This window comes from Rathayibacter sp. CAU 1779 (genome assembly GCF_054551755.1).
Window position 1 is genome coordinate 592,213 of record NZ_JBTOLK010000001.1, and the last position, 24,015, is coordinate 616,227.

Genomic DNA, 24,015 nt, shown 5'->3' on the forward strand with positions numbered 1-24,015 from the left:
TGATGTCCAACTTCGCCGCCGTCATGCCAGAACTCGGGAGCATCGAGATCCGGGATCGTGGCGAACCGGAGCTCGGTGACCGTGACGCCCTCGTGCGCATCGAGGCCGTCGGCGTCTGCGGATCGGACGTCGCGTACTTCACCGTGGGACGCATCGGCGAGTGGGTCGTCGACGGCCCGATCATCCTGGGTCACGAAGCCGCCGGCCAGGTCGTCGCTGTCGGCCCGCGCGTGACACAGGTTGCCGTCGGCGACCGTGTCGCGATCGAGCCGGGCAAGCCCTGTCGCGACTGCCGTGACTGCATGGCCGGACGCTATCACCTCTGTGCCGAGCTCCAGTTCCTTGCAACGCCTCCCTACGACGGCGCTCTCGTCCAGCGGATGGCGATCGATGAGCGCCAGCTCTTCCGTGTGCCCGACTCGATGTCGTACGAGGAGGCGGCGCTGTGCGAGCCGCTGTCCGTCGGCATCTGGGCGTGCCACCGAGCCGGCCTGGAACCCGGAGACCGTGTGCTCGTGACGGGAGCCGGTCCCGTCGGGATCCTCGCGGCGCAGACCGCACGTGCGTTCGGCGCCGCATCCGTGACGCTGACGGATGTCTCCGACTTCCGTCTCGACTTCGCACGCAGTCTCGACTTCGAGGTCGAGCGCGCCGGCGAGGGAGGACCGAACGACTTCGACGTGCTTCTCGAATGCTCCGGGGCGCCGAGCGCACTCGCAGACGGATTGTGGCGGCTTCGCACCAACGGCCGGGCAGCCATGGTGGGCATGCCCAAGCAGGATGTCCTCCTGCCCCTGTCCAAGCTCAACGTGCGCGAGCTCTCCATCGGCCTCGTCAATCGATACGCCCACACCTGGCCGACGGCGATCTCGCTGGTCTCCGGCGGTCACGTAGACGTCGCGTCGCTCGTCACCCACCGTTTCGGACTGAACCGCTCCATCGACGCGATCACGCTGGCGGGCCGCGTGCCGGACTCGATGAAGGCGATCGTCATGCCGCAGACCCTCGAGGGATGACCGCGTTCCGGCGCATTGCCAGTGCAGCGCCATCTGCGCACTATCGCGCCACTCCGGCTGGCGCGGTAGTGCGCAGATGGCGCTGTCGGTCCCGCTGGTCCTGGGACTCGATCAGCCGATCGTGTACGACTTGACGTTGGCGTACGGCTCCATGCCGCTCTCGCCGAGCTCGCGTCCGACGCCGGACGACTTCGTGCCGCCGAAGGGCACCTCGATCGGTGCACCGAAGTAGGTGTTGATGCCGATTCCGCCCGAATCGATGGCCTCTGCCACACGCGTCGCCTCGTCGAGGTCCTCACCGTAGACCGTTCCGGTCAGGCCGTACTTGGTGTCGTTGGCGAGGGCGACCGCGGCATCCGCGTTCGGAACGACGTAGATCATGCCGAGCGGACCGAACGCCTCTTCCGAGTAGATGCGCATGTCGGGGGTGATGCCTGTGACGACGGCGGGGGTGAAGAAGGCGCCGGGTCCGTCGACCCGGCCGCCGGGCACGACCACCTTCGCACCCTTGTCGAGAGCGTCCTGGTACTGCTCCTGGAGCAGGTCCGCAGCGGCGATGGTGGAGAGCGGACCGACGGTCGTCGTAGGGTCGAACGGGTCACCGACCTTCTGCGCCGAGAACACGGCCGAATACGTAGCGATGAACTCGTCGGCGACCTTCTCGGTGACGATGACACGCTTCGGCGAGACGCAGATCTGGCCGGCGTTCATGAGCCGCGCACCGGCGGCCAGTCGAGCGGCCTTCTGCACATCGGCCGAGTCGAGCACCACGAACGGATCGGATCCGCCGAGCTCCAGCACGACGGGCTTGATGTGTTCGCCCGCCTGCTTCGCGATGATCGACCCGGTGCGATCCGACCCCGTGAACGTCACGGATCGCACGCGCTTGTCGGCGATGTACGCGGACACCTGATCGTTTGTGAGCAGCGCCGTCTGGTAGACGCCCTCCGGGAATCCCGCCTCGCGGAACCAGTCGTCGAACAGCATGCTCGAGTTCACCGTGACGGGCGACGGCTTCATCAGAATGGTGTTGCCGAGCATGAGGTTCGGCACCGCGGCGCGCATCGCCTGGTACACGGCCACGTTCCACGGTTCGATCGCCAGCGTGACTCCGGTCGGCGCCAGCTTCGTGTACGCCCGGCGGGCTCCCGCGACCTGCGCCTCCTTCGCCGCGAGGAACTTCGGGCCGTTGTCGGCGAAGTAGGCGAACATCCGCTGCGGGATCGCCACCTCCCCGGTCGCCGCCGCCAGGGGCTTGCCCATCTCCTCGGCGTCGAGCCGACCGTAGTCCTCCGCGTGCGCGCCGATGACGTCGACCATGCGTCGGAACAGCGCGACACGTTCCTCGACCGGCGTGGTGCGCCAGGTCTGGTATGCCTCGTGCGCTCGGGCCAGCGCGGCGTCCGCTTCGTCGTCCGTCCACGCGTCCCGCTTGTTGACCACGTCACCGGTGGCTGGATTCACAGTCCAATAGAGCGATGCAGGCGCCGTTTCGACCACTGTGCTCATGTCACGTCCCCTCTGACGGATGAGTGGGAACCCGCGCAGATCGGGAGGCGCATCCTTGTGCTTCTCGGCGGTCACTCAATGTGTACCGACACTAGGACGCCACCCCACGAGGGACAAGCCCGCACGGGGATTCCGCGGCGAACTCCCGTCGTGAACACTCGCTCGTGTATACACGAGCGGCCGAACCGCTGACTATTTGCGGCGCAGCATCCAGACCGTCAGCCACACCGCGCCCGCGATCGCGGCCACGACCCCGAGCGTCACCGCACCGAGCCCGATCGGGTTCTCCTCGGCGGCGATGCGGATGCGCTTGGGCACGTTGAGCTTGTCCTGGAGCGCATCGAGGGTGGCGGCGAGCTCGGCACGCGCCGCGGCGACGTCGGCCACCGGATCGGATCCCTTGCCTTTCGCCGCGCCGACCGCGGCATCCCGCTTCGCTCCACGTGATGCGTCGGGCGCGCCGTGCACCGACCCGGGTGTCCTCGGGTCGGTGTTCCTCGGGTCGGTGTTCCTCGGATCGGTGTTCCTCGGTTCAGCGGTCATAGTCGCCCAGCCCCTTCACCGCGTTGACGTCTTGTTTGACGCTCTCGATCGTCTCCGTCGGCGCGGGCGGCATCCCGCGTTTGAGCACGGCCACTCCGACGAGGATCAGCACCGCCGCTATCACGAGCAGACCACCGGCGACGATCAGCGCAGCCAGCCAGGCGGGCAGCGCAACGGCGATCCCGAGGATCGCGGCGGCCACGAGCGTGCCGAGCATGAAGAACAGCACGGCACCGGCGACGAGGAACAGGCCGATTCCGATGCCCGCGCTGATCGCCTTGCGGATGAGCTCAGCCTTGAGCTGCGCCAGCTCCGCCTTGAGCAGCGCGACCACCAGGCCGGGCAGCTCCTTCAGCAACTGGATGAGCGAGCGCCTGTCGCGCGATCCCGAACCGGCCGGCCGAGTGCTCTCGGACATCAGGACGCCTGCCCGTCCGATCCGCTCGAGCCGCTGCCGGATCCACCGGACTTCGACGCCGACCCTCCGCCCGACTTGCCGCCGGAGGCCTTTCCACCGGAACCCTTGGATCCGCTGGAACGGGATCCGCTGGAAGCGGATCCACTCGAGCCGGATCCACTCGAACGGGTTCCGCTCGCCTTGGCGGTACTCGACTTCGCACCCGACGACCCGGAATGCGTCGTCCCCGACCTCGAGCCCGACGCGGACGACTTCGCCGCTCCGCTCCTGGATCCGCCCGAATTGGTCACGGCCCGCTTGAGGCCGTCCGTCACGACGGTGCCGAGGTCGCCGATGCGATCGGCCGCGTAGCCCTGAACCGTGTGCACCTGCTTCTGCACGGCAGGCGATTCCCACACCCGCTGCGCAGCGGACTTGATCTGCTCATACCGCTGTCGTCCGGCGCGGGTGCCGAGAACGTACCCGACCCCCAGTCCGACGACGAAGAGAACCTTGCCCTTCATGGTGCCCCCACCCTTGCCGCGTTCGCCCTTGTGTCGGTTCGGGCCCACGCGGTCAGTTCTTGTCGGTTGCGTCTGCGCTGGCCCCGTCTACACCAGGCCCGTCTGCGTCGGTCCCGGCTGTGTCGGTCAGCGTCTTCCAGCGTAGTGCGCGGATGTGCTCGGCTGCCTTGCGCGCGTCCGGAACCACCGAGGCGAGCCCGGTTCCGGTCAGCCAGGAGCCGGTCACTTCGAGTCCGTTCACGCGTTCGACCGCATCGCGCACCGCACCGATGCGCTCCCGCTCCCCCTCTGCGGCGACCGGGAGTGCGTTGGTCCAGCGCACTACGTCCGATGCGACGACAGTAGATTCCGCTAGCGGAATATTCAAGAGGGTTGACGCATCGGCGATTGCCTGCAAGCGCACAGAGCCACCGTCGAGACCCTCCAGCGGGCTGGGCGATCCGGCCCGTCCGTACGAGAGCCGGAGCACATGCCGACCGGCGGGGAGCTGCTGCGCCACCCACGGCCACTTCGCGGTGACGTGCGTCAGCGCCTTGGCGGAGACTTCGGATGCCGGCACGGTCTCGGCCACGAGCATCCCTGTGCCGCGCGGCGCGGCATCGAGACGCGCGTCGTCGATCACGAGCGTGACGATGTCCACGGTCGACGCGGCGGGCCAGCCGAGACCGGCGAGCGGCTCCAAGGTTTCGGATGCCTGCCCCAGCAACCGCAGAGCGGCATCCGATGGCACGGCGAGCAGCACCGCGTCGGCGTCGATCGTCTCGCCGTCGGCGAGCGTCACGCGCCAGCGGGCGGGACGCGCGGAATCCTCGTCCGAGCGGACCGACTGCGCGCTGCCGTCGGTCATCGTGTCGTCGGGCCGCACGTCTCCGAACACCGCGTCGACGGATGCGGCGAGCGCGTCATCCGCTGCAGTGTCCTGCACCCCGCCGTCCTGCACCGCGCCGTCCTGCGTCGCGCCATCCTGCGCCGCACCGTCCTTCACCGCACGGTTCCCGGCGGCACCGCCTCTGACCGCCGATTCCCCCGCGCCCGCGCCGGCCGGTCGGTCGGCGGGCGCCAACCCGAGCACGTCGGCGTCGGTGCGGAGGCGGGCACCGCGGGCCGTGGCATCCGTTGCGAGCACGTCGATCAAGCGGGCCATGCCGCCGATCAGTCCGCCGACGGCGGAGCCCGCCTTGGCGGACTCGCGCAGCTCCGCCACGCCGCCGGACAGCGAGCCCGTACGGGTCAGGGCTTGGTTCAAGCCGGGCGCGGCGACGGTCACGTCGAGATCGTACGGCGACGCCGAGTACACGCCCGTCGTCACGGGGGCCACGAGGTTGTCGAGCACGGCCGCGCCCATGCGGCGACGCACGAGCCGGCCGAGGTTGCGCTCTTCGCCGATCTTCAGCACGGGCATGAGCCGGTCCAGGTACGCGCGCAGCGCCCCGCCCCAGCCGATGGCCGCGATCACGTCGGACGCGAGCGGCGAGCTCGGGATGCCGAGCATCCCCGCCTTGGGCGTCGGCACGGCGCGCCCCGGCAGCTGCAGCCAGGCGCCGGCCGCGAGCGGGGTCACGACCTCCGCGGTCAGTCCCAGGTCGTCGATGAGGGAGGCGACGTGTCCGCCGCGGGTGGCGAAGCTCTCCGCCCCGGCGTCGAGCGTGATGCCTGCGACCTCGTGCCGGGCGACGCTTCCGCCGAGCGTCGGCCGCGCTTCGAGCACCATGACATCGAATCCGGGACGCGCGATCTCCCTCGCGGCGACGAGCCCTGCCGCGCCGCCGCCGATGACGACGACGCGCGTCGGCGCATCCGTGATGGCATGCTCGAACGCGTCGCGTGCCGCCTCGCGCGCGGCGTCTCCTTTGGTGTCGCTCATTCTCCGAGCCCGTGCACGAGCTCGACGATCCGCGTGAGCACCGTGGGATCCGTCTCCGGCGGAACGCCGTGGCCCAGGTTCAGCACGTGCGAGGGTGCGCTGCGACCGCGCTGCACGACATCGCGCACGTGCGCCTCCAGGACCGGCCACGGGGCATCCAGGTAGGCGGGGTCGATGTTGCCCTGCAGCGGAACGATGTTGCCGAGCCTGCGGCTGGCCTCGTCCAGCGGCACCCGGTAGTCGACACCGATCACGTCGGTGCCGATGTCGTGCATGGCGCGCAGCAGCTCGCTCGTGCCGACACCGAAGTGCACGATCGGCACGTTCCGCTCCACGGCGTGCGCCGACACCGCATCCGCGGCCCGTTCCGGGTCGGGATACGACAGGTCGCGCACGAACGACAGCGCGCGAGCGGATGCCGGTGCCACGTGGCGCGTGTAATCCTCCAGCGACAGCGCGCCCGCCCACGAGTCGAAAAGCTGCGCGGCGCTCGCGCCGGCGAGCACCTGGGCGCGCAGGAACGTCCCCGTGATGTCGGCTGCCCACGCCATGAGTGCCTGCCAGGTGTCCGGATCCGAGTGCATGAGTGTGCGGGCGCGGATGTGATCCTTCGACGGGCCGCCCTCCACGAGATACGCGGCGAGGGTGAACGGCGCCCCGCCGAAGCCGATCAGCGGGATGTCACCCAGTTCGGCGAGGCCGGCCACTGTCGCACGCACGCCGTCCGCGACGGGGGTGAGGGCATCCGGATCCAGCGTCGGCAGTGCCGCAACCTCGTCGGCCGTGCGGACGGGCTTGCCGAGCACCGGACCCTTGCCGGACACGATGTCGATGTCGACGCCCGCGAGCTTCAGCGGCACCACGATGTCGCTGTAGAAGATGCCCGCGTCGACCTTGTGTCTACGAACGGGCTGCAGCGTGATCTCGCTGGCCATGGCGGGATCGAGGCAGGAGTCGAGCATGCCGATGCCGGCCCGCAACTCGCGATATTCGGGCAGCGACCGCCCTGCCTGACGCATGAACCACACGGGAAGCACGTCAGGGCGCTTGCCGGCATAGGCGGTGATGAGCGGCGACCGCGACGTGCGACCGGAGACGAGCGGATGCTCCGCCGAGAGTGCGCCCGACGGCTCACGTCCCTGGGCGGTGCGGTCGGTCGCGGCACCGTCTGTTCCGGTGCCGGCGATCTCCGTGCGGTCGATTCCGGGCTGCGCGTCGGCGAAAGTCACGTACTCGATTCTCACACCCGCACCTGGATGACCGGCACGGCCGATGCGCGGCGTCACGGCGGTCAGACGCACAGCTTTCGCGGCGTACCATCTAACCCGTGCTTCTCTGCTTCACCGCGAGCCACCGCACGGCCGACTTCGAGCTCCTCGAACGGCTCGAACGGCACGCGGGTGACGTCGACGCTGCACTGCGAGCGCGCACGGATGCCTTCGCGGGCTCCGTCGTGCTGGCCACCTGCAACCGCTTCGAGGCCTATCTCGAGGTGACGGATGCCACCGCAGCGGATGCCGCCGCCCTCGCCCTCGCCGCCGTCAGCGACGCCACAGGCGTCGCGCCCGATGAGCTGCGGGCCTCAACGGCCGTCGTGCATCACCGTGCCGTCGCCGACCACCTCTTCTCCGTCGCGAGTGGCCTCGAGTCTCTCGTCGTCGGGGAGGGCGAGATCGCCGGACAGGTGCGCCGTGCCCTGGAGAACGCGCGCCATCACGGCAGTGCGACCCGGGAGCTCGAGCGCCTGTTCCAGAACGCTTCGCGCGTCTCGCGCGACGTGAAGAACGGCACGAAGGTCGGGTCGGCGGGACGGTCGATCGTCCGCCTCGCCCTCGAGCTGGCCGAGAGCCGTATCGCGGACTGGTCCAGCGCTCGCATCCTGCTCGTCGGAACGGGCAACTACGCGGCAGCCAGCCTCAAGGCGCTGCGCGATCGCGGCGCCGAGGACGTGCGCGTGTGGTCGCGCACCGGACGTGCGCAGGCGTTCGCCCTGAAGCACGGCATCGCCGCGGTGGGTCGCGAAGGACTCGTCGAGGCTGTCGCGGCATCCGACCTCGTCGTCACCTGCAGTGTCGCGCCGACCGTGCTGCTCGACCGCGACCTCGTGGAGAAAGCCAGCCACCTGCCGGATGCCGTCGTGCACCGGCTCATCGTCGACCTCGGCCTTCCCCGCAACGTCGATCGCGACGTCGCGTGGGTCTCCGGCACCGAACTGCTTGACCTCGAGACCATCGGACTGCACGCCCCCCTCGAGGACTTCACCGCCACGGACCGCGCGCGCGGGATCGTGAGCGACGCGGCCGCGGAATTCGCCGCCAAGGGCGACGAGTTCGCGGCCGAGCCCGCCATCGTCGCGCTGCGATCCCACGTTTTCGCGCTGCTCGACGCCGAGATCGAGCGCGCCAAGCGCCGTGGCGACCCCGACGGTCAGGCGGAGGCAGCACTCCGCCACCTCGTCGGAGTGCTGCTGCACACGCCGTCCTCCCGCGCCAGGGAGCTCGCACGGGACGGCGACGCCGAGTCGTTCATCGCCGGCGTGAATGCCGTGTTCGGCCTCGATTCGGAAGCACGGCCCACCCTGCGTATCGTTGCTGACGAAGGCACGGCATCCTGATCGGGCGGATGCCGCAGAAGCTTCCCGACGACGTGCGAGCGACACTGCGCGACCCGTCGGGAGCATCCACGAGGGGACGGACCAGACCATGACATCCGAGACGACGATCGGGGCCGGATTGCTGGCACTGCCCTTCGAGACTCGCGAGATCGCCACGGAACGGCTGCGGCTGCGTCCGCTCACGAAAGCGGATCTCGAGCACCGCAGCGAGAACTACCAGAAGCGCACGGATGTCGTGCGCTACCTCCGCTGGGAGGCCCACGACCACGACGAGCCGGCCAAGAACCTCGAGAAGCGCATCGCGCTGGAGCGCCTGTCGCGCGACGGTGACGGCCTCATCTTCGCGGTCGAGCTCTGCGCCACCGACGGATCGACCGACCACCGCGTGATCGGTGACGTGAGCATCTCCGTGAAGAGCTCGAAGGACGCCCAGGTGGAGATCGGATGGGTGTTCCATCCGGCCGTCCACGGTCGCGGTTTCGCCACCGAGGCAGCCACCGCTCTGCTCGGGATCGCGTTCGGCGAACTCGGGGCGCACCGGGTCTACGCCGAACTGGATGCCGCGAACGAGGCATCCGCTCGCCTGTGCGAGATCCTCGGCATGACGCGCGAGGCTTTGCTGCGGGAGCGCGACAACATCGAGGGCGAGTGGCACGACGTGGCCATCTTCGGCCTTCTCGAATCGGAGTTCGCTGCCGCGCGACAGTAGTTCGAGGAACCGTCGGGCTCAGCCGGCGGTGCTGCGATGAGGGCTCGACCAGCGGTCGGGCGGTGGGGCTCGCCGCGCTTGGCCGGCTGCGAATGCGCCGCGCGTGTCCGAGGCGACGCCGGCCGGCGGCCCGCCGACTTCGGTATCGCCTGTGAGCCAGCGGGGCGATTCGCCCGGACTGTGCAACGGATCCGGTGCACGATGGGGCAATGAGCGATGAGCAGGGATTCCCCGAACCGCTCGGCGACGGGGGCGGCACCGGCGGTGACGGCGGATCGGGCGGACCGGAGGATCCGGGAGATCCGGACAAGGCGCGCAAGGGCATCCGCGGTCGCACGATCGCGATCATCGTGCTGGCCGTCGTCGTCGTGGCCTTGCTCGTGCTGATCGCGGTGATGGCATTCGCGAACGGGGGCAAGGGCTCGCCGACGGCGAGTCCGACGGTCACGCCGACGGCGAGTCCGACGCGGACGAGCACCGGCACGGCGACGCCGACCTCCACGGCCACCTCCGGTGCGACGCCCACGTGCTCGGTTGACGACCTGTCGATCACCCTCGGCACGCCGAGCGGCGCGGCGGGCAGCGAGTACCTGCCGATCGACTTCACGAACACGTCGTCGAAGGCGTGCGAGCTGCACGGGTTCCCCGGCGTCTCGTTCGTGGGCAACGGGAACGGCACGCAACTCGGCGCACCGGCCGACTGGGACACATCGCAGACCATCGTGCAGAACACGCTCCAGCCGGGATCCGCCGTGGTGTCGAACCTCAAGATCGCCCAGGCACGCAACTACGACTCGAGCGAATGCCAGCCGCTGAAGGCCGACGGCCTGCGCATCTACCCGCCGCACTCCACGAAGTCGGCTTTCGTGCAGGCCTCCAACCTGACCGCCTGTCAGAATGCGAACGTGCACCTGCTGACCGTCATCTCACCGGTCGGTCCTCCGCAGTAGACGCAGCGCCGAAGCAATCGCCGGTCGAGCCTGGCCCCGGCCGCCGATTCCGTCGCATCGCGGAGCGATGTGACGGCCGTGCGCGCTGGGGAGCGGAATCGTAAGACGCCGGCCGACCTCGGCGTTCCCGCATCATCCCGCCGCGGCTACCGTTGTCGTATGGCGGGCGGGGTCAAGACGGCGTTCATCATCGGCGGCACCGGACAGATCGGTGTCGCGACGGCACGCCATCTCGCCGAACGCGGCTGGTCGGTGATGATCGCGCATCGCGGCGCGCACGAGGGCGATCCGATGCTGATCGACCTCGATGTCACAACGGTGCGCCTCGACCGCGACGACACGGAGACGCTGATCCCTCTCGCCGACGGACACGACCTGGTGCTGGATGCCGTCGCCTACGAACCGCGACACGCGCAGCAGCTCGCGCAGCTGGCCGGCCTCGTCGGATCCGTCGTCGTCATCTCGACGGGAGCGGTCTACCAGGATGCCGACGGCCGCAGCCTCGACACGGCGACGAGCGAGGATGCCATGCCCCGCTTCCCCGACCCCATCGACGAGTCGCAGCCCACCGTCACCGAAGGGGCGCCGACGTACGGGGTGCTGAAGGCAGGGCTGGAGCGAGCGCTCCTCGACGCGGACGAGCTGCCGGTGAGCATCCTGCGTCCGGGTGCGGTGCACGGACCGTTCAGCGTGGCGCTGCGCGAGTGGTACTTCGTGAAGCGTGTGCTCGATCACCGCGAACACGCCGTGCTCGCATACGACGGCGCCAGCCGGTTCAGCCCCACCTCGACAGAGGCGATCGCGGAGCTGTCCAGGCTGTGCGCGGAGGCACCGGCCAAGCGCGTGCTCAACGTGGCAGACGACGACGTGACGGTGACGGACATCGCGAACGCCGTGTTCGATGCGATGGGCCACAGCGTCGAGCTCGTCCCGGTTCCCGGTGCTCCGGCGCGCGGCGTCGGGAGCACACCGTGGTCGACGCCGACTCCGATCGTGCTCAGCACGCGCCGCGCCGAGGACGAGCTTGGGTTCACGGTGCCCGCGCCTTACCGCACCGCGGTGCACGACGACATCGAATGGATCGTCGACGTCGTCAACGGGGCGAAGTGGCGACAGACATCCTGGCGTGCGCTCTTCCCGCACCTCGTGCGGCGATACGGAGCGGATGCCTGGTTCGACTACGAAGCGGAAGACGAGTTCCTCGCGCATCGCGCCGCCGCCGGCTGAGCCCCCACCGCCGGTTGAGTCCCGGACCCAACCAGCGGTGCTCGACAAGCTCAACCAGCGACGCCTGGCGTCACGCGACGCCCAGGTACGCCTCCTTGATGGCGGTGTTCGCCAGCAGCTCCCGGCCCGTCCCGCTGTGCGTGATCGTTCCGGTCTCCAGCACGAAGGCGCGGTCCGCACGCGCGAGCGCCTGATTCGCGTTCTGCTCGACGAGCAGGATCGTGGTCCCCTGCTCGTTGATCTCGGAGATGATGCGGAAGATCTGCTTGATGAACTGCGGTGCGAGTCCCATCGACGGTTCGTCCAACAGCAGCAGACGAGGCCGGCCCATGAGCGCCCGCCCGATCGCGAGCATCTGCTGCTCGCCGCCGGACATCGTGCCGCCGAGCTGCGACTTGCGCTCCAGAAGTCGCGGGAACAGACCGAACACGCGGTCGAGATCCTCCTTGACGCCCGTGCGATCCTTGCGCCCGTACGTGCCCATGTCCAGGTTCTCGAGCACCGTCATGCCGGGGAAGATGCCACGTCCCTCCGGTGCCTGCGAGATGCCCTTCACGACGCGTACGTGCGCCTTCATCTTGCTGATGTCCTGACCGTCGAACGTGATCGAGCCCTTGGTCAGGTTGAGGAGACCCGAGATCGCCTTCATCGTCGTGGTCTTGCCCGCGCCGTTCGCACCGATCAGCGAGACGATCTCGCCCTCCTGAACGGTGAACGACAGACCGTGCAACGCCTCGATCCGGCCGTAGCCGACGACGACATCCTTCAGTTCAAGCAGCGTCGTCATCGGGCTCTCCCAGGTAGGCGGAGATCACACGAGGGTCGTTGCGCACCTCGGCGGGGGATCCGTCCGCGATCTTCTTTCCGAACTCCAGCACGACGATCCTGTCGCACACGCCCATCACGAGCCTCATGTCGTGCTCGATGAGCAGCACGGTGTAGCCGTCGGCGCGGATCGTGCGGATGAGGTCCATCAACTGGTCCTTCTCCGCGGGGTTGAATCCGGCCGCCGGTTCGTCGAGGCAGAGCACCTTCGGATCCGTCGCCAGCGCCCGCGCGATCTCGAGACGACGCTGGCTGCCGTAGGGCAGGTGCCTGGACAGCGTGTCCGCGGAGTCCGCGATGCCCACGAACTCCAACAGCGCCATGCCGCGCTCGATCGAGGACTTCTCCTCCCGGTAGTGCCGGGGACTGCGCACCAGCGCGCCGGGCACGCTCGTCTTGTGGCGGGCATCCAGGCCGACGACGACATTCTCGAGCGCCGTCATCTCGCCGAAGAGGCGGATGTTCTGGAACGTACGCGCGAGACCGGCCCTGGTGATCTTGTGCTGCTTCTTGCCCTTGATCGAGGAGCCCTCCATGAGCACGTCGCCGCTGGTGGGCCGATAGACGCCGGTCATCGCGTTGAACGCGGTCGTCTTGCCTGCACCGTTCGGACCGATCAGGCCGAGGATCTCGCCTCGGTTGATGTGGAACGTCACGTCGTCGAGCGCCGTGAGGCCGCCGAACTTCACCGTGACGGCCTTCACCTCGACGAGCTTCTCGCCCACCTCGACGGCGATCTCGCGCTCGGATGCCGCCGCTTCGGCGAGCTCCTCATCGACGCCGGCCTCGGCGAGCGTCGCCGCATTCTCGGCTTCGTCGGGCACGTCGGCGTCGGCAGTCTCCGACGGATCCGGCCCGATGTCAGTGAGGTCGACGTTCTCCGGACCCTGGTTCGGGACCGGCTCGGGGATGGCGCCGACGTTCGGGTCGTTCTCGGCAGGCACCCGCTCCGGACGTTCGTCCTCGGGGATGCCGTCGCGCGGCTCGCTCATTCTGTGCCTCCCTTCGCGCCGTCGATCGTTTCTCCGGTCGTGTCACCACTCGTGTCGTCGACGGCGGCGGTGTTCGGGACTCCGCCGTTCACGGCGCTGCAGGTTCCGCCGCCTTCGAGGCCGCTTGCGCTGTCATCCGCCGCGACGGATGCCGCCGCACCGGCAGGCACGGGATCGCCCGGTTTCGCTCGCGCGGCTCTCAGCTCCGCGATCTTGTCGCCTACCACTCGCGAGTACGTCAGCAGGTGGGCCTTCGCCGCGATCAGGCCCTGTGGGCGGAAGATCATCAGCACGATCAGGATGACGCCGAAGATCAGATACTTGTAGTCCGCGATCGCCGTGAATCGCAGCGGGATGTACGCCACGATCGCACCACCGAGGATGGCACCGACCTTGTTGCCTGACCCGCCGAGCACGACGGCCGCGACGAACAGCATCGAGGTCGCGACGTCGAACTTCTGGTTGTTCACGAATCCGACCTGGCCGGCGAACAGTGCGCCGGAGAGGCCGCCGATGCCGGCGCCGATCGCGAACGCCCACAGCTTGAACTTGAACGTCGGAACACCCATGATCTCGGCGGCATCCTCGTCCTCGCGGATCGCGATCCAGGCGCGTCCCACACGGCTGCGCTCGAGGTTGCCGACGAGCAGCAGGATCAGCACGACGACCGTCACGGCCAGCCAGTACCAGGGAGTGCCGTTCGAGACGGAGAAGATCGGGTGACCCTGGGCATCCGTCCCCGGCGGATGCCCGACCTCCTTGAACCCGACCTGGCCGCGTGCCGCTGGGATGATCGTGGCCAGGATGCGGATGATCTCACCGAAGCCGAGCGTGACGATCGCCAGATAGTCGCCGCGGAGGCGGAGGGTCGGGAGTCCGAGCGCCACGCCGAACACCATCGCGATGCCGAGCGCCAGGGGCAGGGTCCACAGGTAGGGCAGATGGATGAGCGACGAGTCCGGCGAGGTGAAGAACGCCGCCGTGTACGAGCCGATCGCGAAGAACGCGATGTATCCCAAGTCGAGCAGGCCCGCGAATCCGACCACGACGTTCAGGCCGACCGCGACGAGCGCGTAGACCGCCATCTGGAAGCACGCGATCGGGAAGTCGTTGCCCGGCTCTGTGGTGATCAGCCACGGGTTGGCGATCGGCAGGTAGTAGACCGCTGCCAGCACGATGAGCAGGAACAGCCACTGCTGCCACCGCGCCATGCGGTTCCAGCGCCTGCGCCATCCGCCGAGGAACTGCTTGCGGCCGCCGACCGCCTCGTGCTGATCCAGCAGCTGCGTTGCGCGGGCACTGGGGATGGGGGTGCCGCCTCCGATGGCGCTCATGCGCGGCTCCTTCCGAGGGTCTGTCCGAGCAATCCGGACGGCCGGACCAGCAGCACCAGCACCAGCACGATGAACGCGACGACGTCTGTCCACTGCGAGTCGCCGAGCAGCAGCTGACCGTAGTTGCCGATGACGCCGATGAGCAGACCGCCGAGCAGAGCGCCCCGCACGTTGCCGATCCCGCCGAGCACGGCTGCGGCGAACGCCTTGATGCCGAGCACGAATCCGCCGTTGTAGATGACGCCGCTCGGCACCTTCATCACGTAGAACAGAGCGGCGGCACCCGCGAGGATGCCGCCGATGACGAACGTGGTGACGATGATCCGGTCCTTGTTCACGCCCATGAGCGTGGCCGTGTCGGGATCCTGGGCGACGGCACGGATGCCGCGTCCCACACGAGTGCGGCGGATGTACTGATCCGTCAGCACCATCAGGACGACGGCCGCGATCACGATGGTGAGCTGCTGGCTGTCGATGATCGCGCCGAACACCTGGAACACCGGGGTCGGGATGAACATCGTCACCGCCGGTTCGGCGTTCGAGCCGCGCGTCAGGAAGATCAGGTACTGGATGGAGAACGAGGCGCCGATCGCCGTGATGAGGAACGCCAGACGGGAGGCTCCACGACGCCGAAGCGGACGGTAGGCCACCCTCTCGACGATGAACGCCGTGACGACGGAGAAGACCATGCCGACGATCATCGCCAGCACGAGGTTCATGATGATCGCCCAGATGGACAGGTTCGGCGGGTTGGGTCCGAAACCGAGGGTGGTCAGCGTGAACACCACGCCGTAGCACCCCATGATGAAGACCTCGGAGTGCGCGAAGTTGATGAGGTTGAGCACGCCGTAGACGAGCGTGTAGCCGAGGGCGATGAGCGCGTAGATGGCGCCGAACGTGAGCCCGTCGAAGGTGGCCGGCCAGAAGTTCTGAACCAGAGAGTTGACGTCGAAGCTGATCCAGCCGTTGTCGGTGGGGACGGATGCCGGCAGCGCGGCCGGTAGGGAGAGCAGTGTTACGAGCATGTGGGTCTTCCGGTGCCGCGTCGATCCCCGACTACGTCGTCGGGTTCCGACTGATTCGGGTCAAGCATGGCCGCGCCGTGAGGCTCGATGTCGTCGCCCCACGGCGCGGCCCGAAATTGCCGCTTGAGCTTTGGCGCTCCTAGCTAGCCGATCGCACCCACTGACACGATCTTGCCGCTGTCGACCTTGTAGCCGTACACGGTCGACTTCGCGAGCTCACCGACGGAGTTCCACTGGTAGTGCTTGCTCAGGCCGTCTGCGTTGTAGTTCTTGACCCAGTCCTTGAGCTTGGCACGGTCGGTGTTGCCCTTGTCGATGCCGGCAAGGAGGATGGTCGCCGAGTCGTAACCTTCGATCGAGTAGGTACCGGGAGCCGCGTTGAACGCCGCCTGGTACTGGTCGGAGAAGGTCTTGATCAGCTCGCCGGGGATGCAGGGGCAGGTGAAGTACGCGTTGTCGGATGCGTTGCCGGCAAGCTTGATGAACTGGTCGTCCTTCACGCCGTCAGGGCCGACGAACACGCCCTTGTAGCCCTTGTTGACAAGCTGCTGGTCGAACGGCGCACCCTCCGCGTAGTAGCCGGAGTAGAACACCGCGTCGGGCTTCGCGTTGATGATCTTGGAGACCGTCGCGGAGAAGTCCTTCTGACCCGTCGTCACCTTGTCGGTGCCGACGACCTTCGAGCCGAGCGCCTTCTGGATCGCCGTGGAGAGGCCGATGCCGTAGTCCGAGTCGTCCTGGACGACGTAGACCTTCGGAAGCTTCAACTCCTTGGTGATGAACGTGGCTGCCGCCGGGCCCTGCACGTTGTCGTTGCCCAGTGCGCGGAAGAACGTCGTCCAACCGTTCTTCGTCAGGCCCGGGTTGGTCGCCGACGCCGTGATGTGCACGAGGTCCGCCTGCTCGAAGATTCCGCCCGTCGCCTGCGACTCACCGGAGAACGGAAGGCCGACGACGCCGATGATGTCGGACTCGTTGACCGCCTGCGTCACCGGACCGGTCGCCTTGGTCGGGTCGCCCTCGGTGTCGAACTTCTTGAACTGCACCTGGCAGCCCGGGTTGGCCTTGTTGTGCTGGTCGATCGCGAGCTGCACGCCGTTGTAGATGTTGATGCCCAGCTGAGCGTTCGGGCCCGTCTCCGCTCCGATGTAGGCGAGCGTGAGATTGCTGTCGCAGGTCGCCTTTCCGTCACCGGCGGGCAGCACGGCGTCTTTCGGCACGTCGATCGACGTCTGGACCGGAAGGTCGACTTTGCTCGTTGCGGAGGTCGAGCCCCCCGTCGACGCCTGGTTGACACAACCAGCCGTCAGGAGCGCTACCGCTGCTGCGGCGGCGAGCGCTCCGATGATCCTCTTGGATGCCATGAAAATGCCTTTCACGCGTCTGTGCCGGGGTGTCGGGCCCCGTATTACACGGTTGCAATGTTCAAGAACCGTAGACGAGTGTTCTCACGCGCCGCAACGGATGGGCCGGGCATTGTGCCAAATCTTTACAAAGTGATTACACGGCGTCGCGGCCAGGTTCCGCACAGATCCGGCCGTCTTCGCTCGACACGTGCTGACTCCGAGTCAGTAGATGGCAAGCGGGATCCGGGGGCCTCGTGCCGTCATTGGATCCGGAGCGATCCGAGCGTCTGAGCGCCCGCAGAACGGCCCCTGTCGTCCTCGACTGCATCGCGCGTCGTCGGAGGGGACGCAGAGCATTCCGCCGCGGGCATATGCCGGCACAGGGGCGTCGAGCGCGGGCGTTGGGTGCGGGACGTCGAACATGGGCGTCACCAGTCGTGGCTGCGCCACCCGACTGACTCCATCGGCTCCGCCGATCGAGCCGGCCAGCATGGCTATCGCCTCAGTCGTCAGTGCACGTAGTCGAGCAGGTCGCGGCCGACCGCGCGCATCCCGTCGAGGACGCCGAGGCGCGTGGACAGATCCCCGTCGTCGAACGCCGTGCACACCGTGTATGCCACGCCTGCGCGTGGACCTCTGAGCACCCCGACCTCACCCCGCACGCCGGAGTCGGTGCCGGTCTTGTTGACGAGCAGGAGACCGTGATCCGGGGCGCGGTGGGCGAGCGGATCCAGTCCGAACGCGCTGGCCACCATGGAGAGGTCGTGGCCGAGCGAGAGCCAGCCGATGACCCGCTTGCTGGTGCCCGCGTCGACGACCTCGCCCCTGGCGAGCGCGGAGAACAGCCAGGTGAGCTCCTTGGCGCTGCCGACGGAGAGCTGTGGAGCGTCATCCGGCCCGCGGTGGTCGCGCACGAGATCGAGCATGGCCGTGTGTTTCAGGCCGAGCGTCTCGGTGCGAACCCGCACGGCGTCGAGCCCGATGCGACGCAGCAGCACGTTGGTGGCGAGGTTGTCGCTCGTCGCGCCGACCAGCGCGGCGAGGTCGGCGAGTGGCAGGGAGGGAGCAGCGAGGTGCTGCCAGATGCCGGAGTCGGCCACAGCATCCGGCTGGGTGCGATCCACCAGGCTGAGGGAGCTCGTCTCTCGGGACTCCAGTCGTGCCGCCAGCTCGATGAGCAACAGGACCTTGCCGATCGACGCCGTCGGCATGACGACGTGATCGTCGACCGAGAAGAGCACGGCGCCCGTGGCCAGGTCGACGGCACGCGCGGACACCTGCACTCCGGCCAGGGCCAGTTCGCCGAGCGCGGCGAATCCACGGCTGAAGCTCTCGGCCGGCTCGTGTCCGCGATGCTTTCCGCGGCGACCCCCGTTGTGCCTGGCTCGACGTTCCGAACCCTGGACGGGAGCGCTCACGATCTGGTCATTCCTCATCGACGTGCGGACGTAAGACGGATGCTGCTCCCCCGTCGCGGCATCTGGTTCCCTCCATCAAACCACGACGACCGACCGCACGAACGTGTCATCGCACACGCGGCCCGAGGGCTCAATCGGGCCGGCCCCACGAGCCAGCTCGTGCTTCCCACCCTCAATCGCCCCTGCCGGGGTCGATCGTCGAAGCCGAATCACCAGATGCGTACGCGCTCCTCGGGATCGAGCCACGCGGCATCCGTCTTCCGCACATCGAACGCGTCGTAGAAGGCGTCGATGTTGCGCACGATCTGGTTGCAGCGGAACTCGTTCGGCGAGTGCGGATCGATCGCCAGCAGGCGGATGACCTCCGCGTCGCGACCCTTCTGCTGCCAGGCCTGTGCCCAGGAGAGGAAGAACCGTTCGGCACCGGTCAGCCCGTCGATCACAGCAGGCTCCTCGCCGTGCAGCGAGAGGAGATACGCCTTCCACGCGATGCCGAGTCCGCCGAGATCGCCGATGTTCTCGCCGATCGTGAGCGCGCCGTTGACGTGCTTGTCCGGCACCTGCGCGGGGGCGAGCGCGTCGTACTGCGCGATCAGCGCGTGGGTGCGCTTCTCGAACGCTGCGCGGTCCGCTCCCGTCCACCAGTCCTCGAGCTTGCCGTCACCGTCGAACTTGGAGCCCTGGTCGTCGAAGCCGTGCCCGATCTCGTGCCCGATGACCGCGCCGATCGCGCCGTAGTTGGCCGCGTCATCCCGGTTCGGGTCGAAGAACGGGAACTGCAGGATGGCCGCCGGGAACACGATCTCGTTGAACCCGGGGTTGTAGTACGCGTTGATGGTCTGCGGCGTCATGAACCACTCGTCGCGGTCGAGCGGCTTGCCGATCTTGCCCAGCTCACGGTTGAACTCGAACTCGGCCGAGCGGCGCACATTGCCGATCAGGTCGGTGGGGTCGACGAGCAGGCTCGAGTAATCGCGCCACTTCACCGGGTACCCGATCTTCGGCGTGAACTTGGCGAGCTTGTCGAGCGCGCGATTGCGGGTGTCCTCGCCCATCCATTCCAGCGTGCGGATCGACTTCTCGTACGCGGTGATGAGGTTGCCGACCAGGATGTCCATGCGCCGCTTCGACTCCGGCGGGAAGTGCTCCTCGACGTAGACGCGTCCGACGGCCTCGCCCATCGCGCCCTCGACGAGCGAGACGCCGCGCTTCCATCGCTCGCGGATCTGCGGAGTGCCGGTGAGCGTGCGCCCGTAGAAGTCGAAGTTCGCATCGACGAAGTCGCCGCTGAGGTAGGGCGCTGCGTCGTGCAGCACACGCCAGCTCAGCCAGTCCGTCCACTGCGTGAGACGGTCCGCGGTGAGGAGCGAGGCGAGACCGGTCGTGAAGCTCGGCTGACGCAGCACGAGCTCGTCCAGGGACCCGTCGGGTGCGCCGAGCGCGTCTCGCCACACGCCGAGGGCGACGTCGGGGGCGAGGGATGCGGCATCCGTCCAGCTGTAGAGGTTGTAGGTCTTCTCGCTGTCGCGGCTGGCGACGTTGTCCCAGTGGTGCTTCGCGATGGCCGTCTCGAGGTCGAAGACGTTCTGGGCGCGGCGCGGGGCGTCCTGGGATCCGGCGAGCTCGAACATGCGCTGCACGTGCGCGACGAACGCCGCACGGATGGGCGCGAACTGCTCCTCGCGGTAGTAGCTCTCGTCGGGCAACGAGATGCCGCCCTGCTCGACGAACACGAGATAGCGCTCGGGATTGCCCGGATCGTTGTCGACGAACAACTGGTAGAAGCCGCTCAGCCCGCTCTTCTCCAGGTGTCCGATGGTCTCCAGCAGGGTGTCGACGGAGTCGACGTTGCCCGCGAGAGCGAGGCGGGACTCCACAGGAGATACGCCGAGCTGCTCGATGCGATCGGTGTCCATGAAGCTGCCGTAGAGGTCGCCGAACTTGCGTGCCTCCGTGCCCTCCTGCGCATCCTGGGCGGCATCGATGATCTCACGAACGGCCTTCTCCGACTCCTCCGCAAGGATCATGAACGACCCCCACCTGGCCTTGTCGGCGGGGATCTCGGTGCGGTTGATCCACTTGCCGTTCACGTGCCGGAAGAGGTCGTCCTGGGGGCGGATGCCCGGGTCGAGTTCCTCGAGCAGGATCCCCGATTCGAGCACGGATGCCGCACCCTCTTCGCCCACGCCTGCTGGCTTCTGCGCCGCTTCAGTCATGGGCTCAAGCCTAGGGTCTGTCGTCGTCCGGCGACTGAGGCGACTATGGCGACGGAGAGGACTGTGGCGACGGAGAGGAGCCGGACGAAAGATCGTGCCGCCCGCGACGCTGCGCATCCCACTCCCGAAGAAGCTCAGGCAGCCTGCTCCTGATGAACCGGAAGAAGCCGAGCATTTCGTCGAGGCGCGCCCCGACAGGCGTCTGCGTTCCTCCTGTGGCGGGCATGACGGCCTCGGTCAGGCTGATCATGGCGTCGAAGATGCGGGTCTCGGACATGCTCGCGGCGTACCAGGTGTTGTTCGGGAGGTCGTAGACATCCCGACGACTTCCCGGTTTCGAGACGCGTCGCACCATGGCCAGCGTCTGCAGGTACCGAACGGCGCCGGACACAGCGGCCGCGCTGATGTCGAGCCGCTCCGCGATCTCCGCCGCCGTGAGGCCGCTGTCGGCAACGCTGAGCGCGAGGAGCACCCTGGCGGGCATGCGCGGAAAACCGGCGGCGTTGAGCACGGCAGCAGCGTGCTCGGCGTACTCCCGAAGCTTCTCATCGTCGTGTGCCACGACACCTCCCCCATAGATTCTGCCGGTCGGTGACACGGTGGTCCGCCACCTCGACGGACCACCGTGCCGTGATCATCCCCGGCACCGCACGGACCCGGCGCCCGGTCCGGCCCGGCCGCGCGTCAGCCGTGCGACACGAGATCCCGCCTCGTGAAGACGATGCCCGCGAGGACGAAGGCGACAACGGCGATCCCGACGAGCCACCAGGTTCCGCTCCAGTCGGCCGACGACATGGGCGGAACGGCCGTGTGTGCCGTCGGCGCCACCTGTCGCACCCAGTCCGGCAGGTTCAGCAGGCTGCCGAATTCGCCGAGCACGACGCCGACTCCGAACACGATCCATCCGGCGGCGATGGTGAGCCTCGGGATGACCGCGAACACCAGTGCCGTCACGCCCATGTAGACCGCAACGGCCGGCAGCTGGGCGATCGACAGCAGAATGGTCTGGCCGACGAGGTTCTGGTCGATGCTGGCCAGCGCGCTCCCCGCGACGATCCCGGCGAGCGCGAGGATGACGGCGGATGCCACCAGCCCGACGACCACGTATGACACGAACCAGCGCAGTCGCGAGACCGGCGTTGCCAGCACCAGCTCGGCCGTCGTCGCAGCCTCCTCCTGACGCATCCGCATCGCGGTCTGGATGGCCGCGCCGGCCACGACGAGTCCGATCAGCGCGATCATCACGCCGATGAACACCTCGAACACCGTGCCGTTTCCCGAGCCCATCTCCTCGATGGCCTTCGACAGATCCTTGTTCTGGCTGATGCTGTCATTCAGCGTCTTGCCGAGGCCGCCGATCGCGGCACCGCCGAGCACGGCGCCGATGCCCCAGCCGATGATCGATCCGCGCTGCAGCCGCCATGCCAGCCCGATCGGACCCCGCAGCACAGCGGATGCCGTGCCTCGCCCGAGCCGAGCCGCGACGAGTCCTGCTCCCGTGTCGCGCACACCCTGCAAGAGCACGGACACGACGATGAGCACGGCGGCGAGCGCCAGGCTCAGGAGTCCCGGCCACCAGAGGTTCTGTGTGTACGGGAGGGTGCGCAGACCCCATCCGATGGGCGTGAACCAGATGGCGGCGCCGGGGGTGACGTGCAATCCGTCACTGGACACCTTGCCGGCAGCGTTCCCGGCGGCGGCCACGACCCAGAAGAGCCCGACGGCCGCCGATCCCCATCCGTTCGCCGCTCGCGACGTGGAGAAGATCTGCCCGAACAGGAGCCCGATGCCGAAGAACGCGAGGCCCGTCGTGGCGAGCGCCCAGCCGAGCACGATGGAGCCCGGGCCGTCGTATCCGGTCGCCATCGCGGCGAGCGCGCCGAACAGTCCGACGCCCACGTTCGCGATCACCGCGAGCACCAAGGTGGAGGCGGTCATCGACGGACGGGACGCCCTGGTCGCGAGAACGAGCTCGGCGCGTCCGGCCTGCTCATCCGCGCGCGTGTGCCGCACGGCGAGGAACGTGTTCATGAAGCCGACGAGGATGAGGAGGTAGGCGCCGATCTCCATCACGAAGAACGAGCCTGCCGATGGGCCGTCGGGATCCCCGCGCAGCGCAAGCAGAGTCGGGTCGACAGCGGCCAGCCGGATGACGGCCACGCGCAGCGACTCCGTGTTGTACGTGGACGCGAGCGCCGCGGCGACGAACAGCACGCTGAACGCCATCACGACGATCCAGACCGGGACGACTATTCGGTCGCGGCGCAACCGGAATCGGAGGAGTACGGCTGTGGCGCTCATCACGAGACCCGTTCCAGCGAGTTGTCCGCCGCCGTGATCTCGTCGCCATAGTGCCGCAGGAAGAGCTCTTCCAGCGAAGGCGGTGTCACGGTGAGGGCCTGCACGTTCAGCGCGCCGAGCCCGGGGAGGGTGGAGGCGACATCCGAACTGTCCACGGTGAAGTGGACGCGGTCGGACTCGACCGTCACGTCGTGCGCCCCGGGGATGGCCTCGACCGAGGCGAGATCGACGCCTTCGGCGAGGAACGACACCTCTGTGCGCGTCAGGTGGCGCAGGTCCGCGAGGCTTCCCGACTCGACAGCGGTGCCCGCGCGGATGATGGTCACCCGATCGCAGAGCGCCTCCACCTCCGAGAGAATGTGGCTGGAGAGCAGGATGCTCGCACCATCGTTCTTCTTGATGCTCTCGACCTCCTCGGAGAACACGGCCTCCATCACGGGGTCGAGGCCGCTCGTGGGTTCGTCGAGGATGTACAGGCTCGCCGGCACGGCGAACGCGGCGATGAGCGACACCTTCTGTCTGTTGCCCTTGGAATAGGTGCCCGCCTTCTTGCGCGGATCGAACTGGAATGCGTCGACGAGCCGTGCGCGGCGCTGCTTGTACTCGTTTGAGCGCGTGTCCGCGCCGCGCAGTCGCGCCATGAAGTCGATGGTCTCGCCGCCGCTCAGGTTGGGCCAGAGCGCGACATCGCCCGGGACGTACGCGATCTGCTCGTGCAGGCGGCTCGCCTTGCCCCACGGATCTTCGCCGAAGACCTTCGCGTCACCGCCCGATGGCCGAATCAGCCCGAGCAGTACTCGGATGGTGGTGGACTTGCCTGCGCCGTTCGGTCCAAGGAAGCCGTGTACTTCGCCTTCCCCCACCGTGAGGTCGAGTCCGTCGAGAGCGTGGACCCGACCGAACCGCTTCTGCAGTCCACGGGTCTCTATCACTGAGGTCATGGGCGTGACACTACGCGCGTTTCACAAAATTGTGAAACTTCCTAACGGAACGCTAACGGCCTCAGCCGAACGCCGATGTTCCTCCTCCTCGCCGTCGTCCGCAATGCCCCGCCCCGATGCTGCGCAACCCCTCCCGAAAGTGCCCGTTCCCCCTCCCGAAAGTGCGCCTTCCTCCTCCCGAAAGTGCCCGTTCCCCCTCCCGAGGGTGCGCCTTCCTCCTCCCGAGGGTGCCCGTTCCCCCTCCCGAAAGTGCACTACGGCGCT

The 24,015-nt window shown here is 68.1% G+C and carries 21 protein-coding genes; 5 read left to right on the plus strand and 16 right to left on the minus strand.

What is annotated here, in order from left to right; translation table 11 throughout:
* Window positions 1–2: 2 nt before the first annotated feature.
* Entirely contained in the window at window positions 3–1,016 is a 1,014-nt protein-coding gene (locus ACX9R5_RS02565) for an NAD(P)-dependent alcohol dehydrogenase (RefSeq protein WP_459407444.1), read from the plus strand.
* A 111-nt stretch (window positions 1,017–1,127) separates the two neighbouring features.
* Here the strand turns inward: ACX9R5_RS02565 and ACX9R5_RS02570 are convergent, their stop codons facing one another.
* From ACX9R5_RS02570 to hemE, 6 genes are all read right to left on the minus strand, one after another.
* Window positions 1,128–2,525, minus strand: a complete 1,398-nt coding sequence (locus tag ACX9R5_RS02570) for an aldehyde dehydrogenase family protein (RefSeq protein ID WP_459407445.1) — start codon at window positions 2,523–2,525, stop codon at window positions 1,128–1,130.
* A 192-nt stretch (window positions 2,526–2,717) separates the two neighbouring features.
* On the minus strand, window positions 2,718–3,068 hold the full coding sequence (locus tag ACX9R5_RS02575; protein ID WP_459407446.1) for a DUF3618 domain-containing protein: 351 nt from the start codon (window positions 3,066–3,068) through the stop codon (window positions 2,718–2,720).
* Complete coding sequence (locus ACX9R5_RS02580) at window positions 3,058–3,486, minus strand: phage holin family protein (RefSeq protein WP_459407447.1); 429 nt, start codon at window positions 3,484–3,486, stop codon at window positions 3,058–3,060. The genes ACX9R5_RS02575 and ACX9R5_RS02580 overlap by 11 nt, the downstream gene beginning before the upstream one ends.
* On the minus strand, window positions 3,486–4,037 hold the full coding sequence (locus tag ACX9R5_RS02585) for a hypothetical protein (RefSeq protein WP_459407448.1): 552 nt from the start codon (window positions 4,035–4,037) through the stop codon (window positions 3,486–3,488). The genes ACX9R5_RS02580 and ACX9R5_RS02585 overlap by 1 nt, the downstream gene beginning before the upstream one ends.
* Window positions 4,038–4,041: 4 nt before the next feature.
* On the minus strand, window positions 4,042–5,853 hold the full coding sequence (locus tag ACX9R5_RS02590; protein WP_459407449.1) for a protoporphyrinogen/coproporphyrinogen oxidase: 1,812 nt from the start codon (window positions 5,851–5,853) through the stop codon (window positions 4,042–4,044).
* Window positions 5,850–7,040 (minus strand): uroporphyrinogen decarboxylase, encoded by a 1,191-nt coding sequence (hemE, locus tag ACX9R5_RS02595; RefSeq protein WP_459409017.1) that lies wholly within the window; start codon window positions 7,038–7,040, stop codon window positions 5,850–5,852. The genes ACX9R5_RS02590 and hemE overlap by 4 nt, the downstream gene beginning before the upstream one ends.
* A gap of 140 nt (window positions 7,041–7,180) precedes the next feature.
* On the opposite strand from hemE, the gene ACX9R5_RS02600 reads away from it, so the two are divergent.
* The 4 genes from ACX9R5_RS02600 to ACX9R5_RS02615 all read left to right on the plus strand — a co-directional run bounded on the left by ACX9R5_RS02600 (window position 7,181) and on the right by ACX9R5_RS02615 (window position 11,353).
* The gene (locus ACX9R5_RS02600; RefSeq protein ID WP_459407450.1) at window positions 7,181–8,467 is read left to right on the plus strand and encodes a glutamyl-tRNA reductase; all 1,287 of its coding nucleotides are present in this window, start codon (window positions 7,181–7,183) and stop codon (window positions 8,465–8,467) included.
* Between the two features lie 88 nt (window positions 8,468–8,555).
* Entirely contained in the window at window positions 8,556–9,176 is a 621-nt protein-coding gene (locus ACX9R5_RS02605) for a GNAT family N-acetyltransferase (protein WP_459407451.1), read from the plus strand.
* Between the two features lie 209 nt (window positions 9,177–9,385).
* Window positions 9,386–10,126, plus strand: a complete 741-nt coding sequence (locus tag ACX9R5_RS02610) for a DUF4232 domain-containing protein (RefSeq protein WP_459407452.1) — start codon at window positions 9,386–9,388, stop codon at window positions 10,124–10,126.
* Between the two features lie 159 nt (window positions 10,127–10,285).
* Window positions 10,286–11,353: an NAD-dependent epimerase/dehydratase family protein gene (locus ACX9R5_RS02615; RefSeq protein ID WP_459407453.1), complete on the plus strand. Its 1,068-nt coding sequence runs from the start codon at window positions 10,286–10,288 to the stop codon at window positions 11,351–11,353.
* A gap of 70 nt (window positions 11,354–11,423) precedes the next feature.
* Here ACX9R5_RS02615 and ACX9R5_RS02620 read toward each other — a convergent pair whose 3' ends face one another.
* The 10 genes from ACX9R5_RS02620 to ACX9R5_RS02665 form a co-directional block, all read right to left on the minus strand.
* Window positions 11,424–12,140 (minus strand): ABC transporter ATP-binding protein, encoded by a 717-nt coding sequence (locus ACX9R5_RS02620; RefSeq protein WP_459407454.1) that lies wholly within the window; start codon window positions 12,138–12,140, stop codon window positions 11,424–11,426.
* Window positions 12,124–12,915: an ABC transporter ATP-binding protein gene (locus tag ACX9R5_RS02625; RefSeq protein WP_459409018.1), complete on the minus strand. Its 792-nt coding sequence runs from the start codon at window positions 12,913–12,915 to the stop codon at window positions 12,124–12,126. Before ACX9R5_RS02625 ends, ACX9R5_RS02620 begins: the two co-directional genes overlap by 17 nt.
* Before the next feature lie 251 nt (window positions 12,916–13,166).
* Window positions 13,167–14,504, minus strand: a complete 1,338-nt coding sequence (locus ACX9R5_RS02630) for a branched-chain amino acid ABC transporter permease (protein WP_459407455.1) — start codon at window positions 14,502–14,504, stop codon at window positions 13,167–13,169.
* Complete coding sequence (locus tag ACX9R5_RS02635; protein WP_459407456.1) at window positions 14,501–15,529, minus strand: branched-chain amino acid ABC transporter permease; 1,029 nt, start codon at window positions 15,527–15,529, stop codon at window positions 14,501–14,503. The genes ACX9R5_RS02630 and ACX9R5_RS02635 overlap by 4 nt, the downstream gene beginning before the upstream one ends.
* A gap of 143 nt (window positions 15,530–15,672) precedes the next feature.
* The gene (locus tag ACX9R5_RS02640) at window positions 15,673–16,893 is read right to left on the minus strand and encodes a branched-chain amino acid ABC transporter substrate-binding protein (protein WP_459407457.1); all 1,221 of its coding nucleotides are present in this window, start codon (window positions 16,891–16,893) and stop codon (window positions 15,673–15,675) included.
* A 491-nt stretch (window positions 16,894–17,384) separates the two neighbouring features.
* Complete coding sequence (locus ACX9R5_RS02645; RefSeq protein WP_459407458.1) at window positions 17,385–18,293, minus strand: serine hydrolase; 909 nt, start codon at window positions 18,291–18,293, stop codon at window positions 17,385–17,387.
* Window positions 18,294–18,502: 209 nt separating this feature from the next.
* A complete protein-coding gene (locus ACX9R5_RS02650; protein WP_459407459.1) occupies window positions 18,503–20,509 on the minus strand; it encodes a M13 family metallopeptidase in 2,007 nt (668 codons plus the stop codon).
* Between the two features lie 43 nt (window positions 20,510–20,552).
* Window positions 20,553–21,071 carry a GbsR/MarR family transcriptional regulator gene (locus tag ACX9R5_RS02655; RefSeq protein WP_459407460.1) on the minus strand — a complete coding sequence of 173 codons (519 nt, stop codon included), beginning with the start codon at window positions 21,069–21,071 and terminating at the stop codon, window positions 20,553–20,555.
* Window positions 21,072–21,193: 122 nt separating this feature from the next.
* Window positions 21,194–22,810: an ABC transporter permease gene (locus ACX9R5_RS02660; protein ID WP_459407461.1), complete on the minus strand. Its 1,617-nt coding sequence runs from the start codon at window positions 22,808–22,810 to the stop codon at window positions 21,194–21,196.
* On the minus strand, window positions 22,810–23,751 hold the full coding sequence (locus tag ACX9R5_RS02665) for an ABC transporter ATP-binding protein (RefSeq protein ID WP_459407462.1): 942 nt from the start codon (window positions 23,749–23,751) through the stop codon (window positions 22,810–22,812). Before ACX9R5_RS02665 ends, ACX9R5_RS02660 begins: the two co-directional genes overlap by 1 nt.
* Window positions 23,752–24,015 lie beyond the last annotated feature (264 nt).

What these genes read in the sequence shown, in the direction of transcription:
- ACX9R5_RS02590 (WP_459407449.1), bottom strand. Translation starts at nt 5,853, where the DNA reads ATGAGCGACACCAAAGGAGACGCCGCGCGCGAGGCGGCACGCGACGCG.
- ACX9R5_RS02580 (WP_459407447.1), bottom strand. Translation starts at nt 3,486, where the DNA reads ATGTCCGAGAGCACTCGGCCGGCCGGTTCGGGATCGCGCGACAGGCGC.
- ACX9R5_RS02610 (WP_459407452.1), top strand. Translation starts at nt 9,386, where the DNA reads ATGAGCGATGAGCAGGGATTCCCCGAACCGCTCGGCGACGGGGGCGGC.
- ACX9R5_RS02605 (WP_459407451.1), top strand. Translation starts at nt 8,556, where the DNA reads ATGACATCCGAGACGACGATCGGGGCCGGATTGCTGGCACTGCCCTTC.
- ACX9R5_RS02660 (WP_459407461.1), bottom strand. Translation starts at nt 22,810, where the DNA reads ATGAGCGCCACAGCCGTACTCCTCCGATTCCGGTTGCGCCGCGACCGA.
- ACX9R5_RS02630 (WP_459407455.1), bottom strand. Translation starts at nt 14,504, where the DNA reads ATGAGCGCCATCGGAGGCGGCACCCCCATCCCCAGTGCCCGCGCAACG.
- ACX9R5_RS02565 (WP_459407444.1), top strand. Translation starts at nt 3, where the DNA reads ATGTCCAACTTCGCCGCCGTCATGCCAGAACTCGGGAGCATCGAGATC.
- ACX9R5_RS02615 (WP_459407453.1), top strand. Translation starts at nt 10,286, where the DNA reads ATGGCGGGCGGGGTCAAGACGGCGTTCATCATCGGCGGCACCGGACAG.
- ACX9R5_RS02575 (WP_459407446.1), bottom strand. Translation starts at nt 3,068, where the DNA reads ATGACCGCTGAACCGAGGAACACCGATCCGAGGAACACCGACCCGAGG.
- ACX9R5_RS02620 (WP_459407454.1), bottom strand. Translation starts at nt 12,140, where the DNA reads ATGACGACGCTGCTTGAACTGAAGGATGTCGTCGTCGGCTACGGCCGG.
- ACX9R5_RS02665 (WP_459407462.1), bottom strand. Translation starts at nt 23,751, where the DNA reads ATGACCTCAGTGATAGAGACCCGTGGACTGCAGAAGCGGTTCGGTCGG.
- ACX9R5_RS02570 (WP_459407445.1), bottom strand. Translation starts at nt 2,525, where the DNA reads ATGAGCACAGTGGTCGAAACGGCGCCTGCATCGCTCTATTGGACTGTG.
- ACX9R5_RS02640 (WP_459407457.1), bottom strand. Translation starts at nt 16,893, where the DNA reads ATGGCATCCAAGAGGATCATCGGAGCGCTCGCCGCCGCAGCAGCGGTA.
- ACX9R5_RS02650 (WP_459407459.1), bottom strand. Translation starts at nt 20,509, where the DNA reads ATGACTGAAGCGGCGCAGAAGCCAGCAGGCGTGGGCGAAGAGGGTGCG.
- ACX9R5_RS02635 (WP_459407456.1), bottom strand. Translation starts at nt 15,529, where the DNA reads ATGCTCGTAACACTGCTCTCCCTACCGGCCGCGCTGCCGGCATCCGTC.